This window comes from Thiocystis violacea, assembly GCF_016583565.1.
In the GTDB taxonomy this organism is placed as follows: Bacteria; Pseudomonadota; Gammaproteobacteria; order Chromatiales; family Chromatiaceae; genus Thiorhodococcus; species Thiorhodococcus violaceus_A.
Genome location: NZ_NRRF01000272.1, coordinates 1 through 562, shown reverse-complemented (window position 1 = coordinate 562; position 562 = coordinate 1). Strand labels below are relative to the sequence as shown.

1 protein-coding gene is annotated in these 562 nt (G+C 68.1%); it reads left to right on the top strand.

Features of this window, described 5'->3' with window-relative positions; genetic code table 11:
• A partial coding sequence (locus tag CKO23_RS27085; RefSeq protein WP_242482727.1) for a helix-turn-helix domain-containing protein occupies nt 1–562 on the top strand: 562 nt, incomplete at both ends.

The following is a 562-nucleotide window of genomic DNA, read 5'->3' as shown; positions in this document are numbered from 1 at the left end:
AGCACACCACGGCGCAGCAACTGGCGATCCGAGCCCGAATCATTCTCGCCGCCGACGCCGGCAAGGGGATGCACGAAACGGCCGCCACGTTGCAGGTCAGTCGCTCGTTGGTCCAACGCTGGCGCCGCCGCTGGCGCGAGCGCGCGGATCAACCCGTGCTCGAGCGTCTGAGCGATGAGCCGCGTTCGGGGACGCCGCCGACCTTCACCCCCGAGCAGATCTGCGCCATCATTGCCCTGGCGTGCGAGCCTGCGGTCCGCGAGGGAGTGACGCTGGCGCGCTGGACCCATGAGGACTTGGCCGAAGAGGCCAAGGCGCGCGGGATCGTCGACGCCATCTCCGCGCACTCCATCGGACGCTTCTTACGCGAGATCGATCTCAAGCCGCATCGCGTACAGGGCTGGATCAACACCCCGCGCGCTGGTGATTTCGCCGAGCGCTGTCGCGATGTCTGCGAGACCTACCGCCTGGCCCCAGAGCGTGCCGCACAGGGCATTGAGACGCGCAGCATCGACGAGATGACCGGAGTGCAGGCCCTTGAGCGCGCCGCACCGACTCAGTC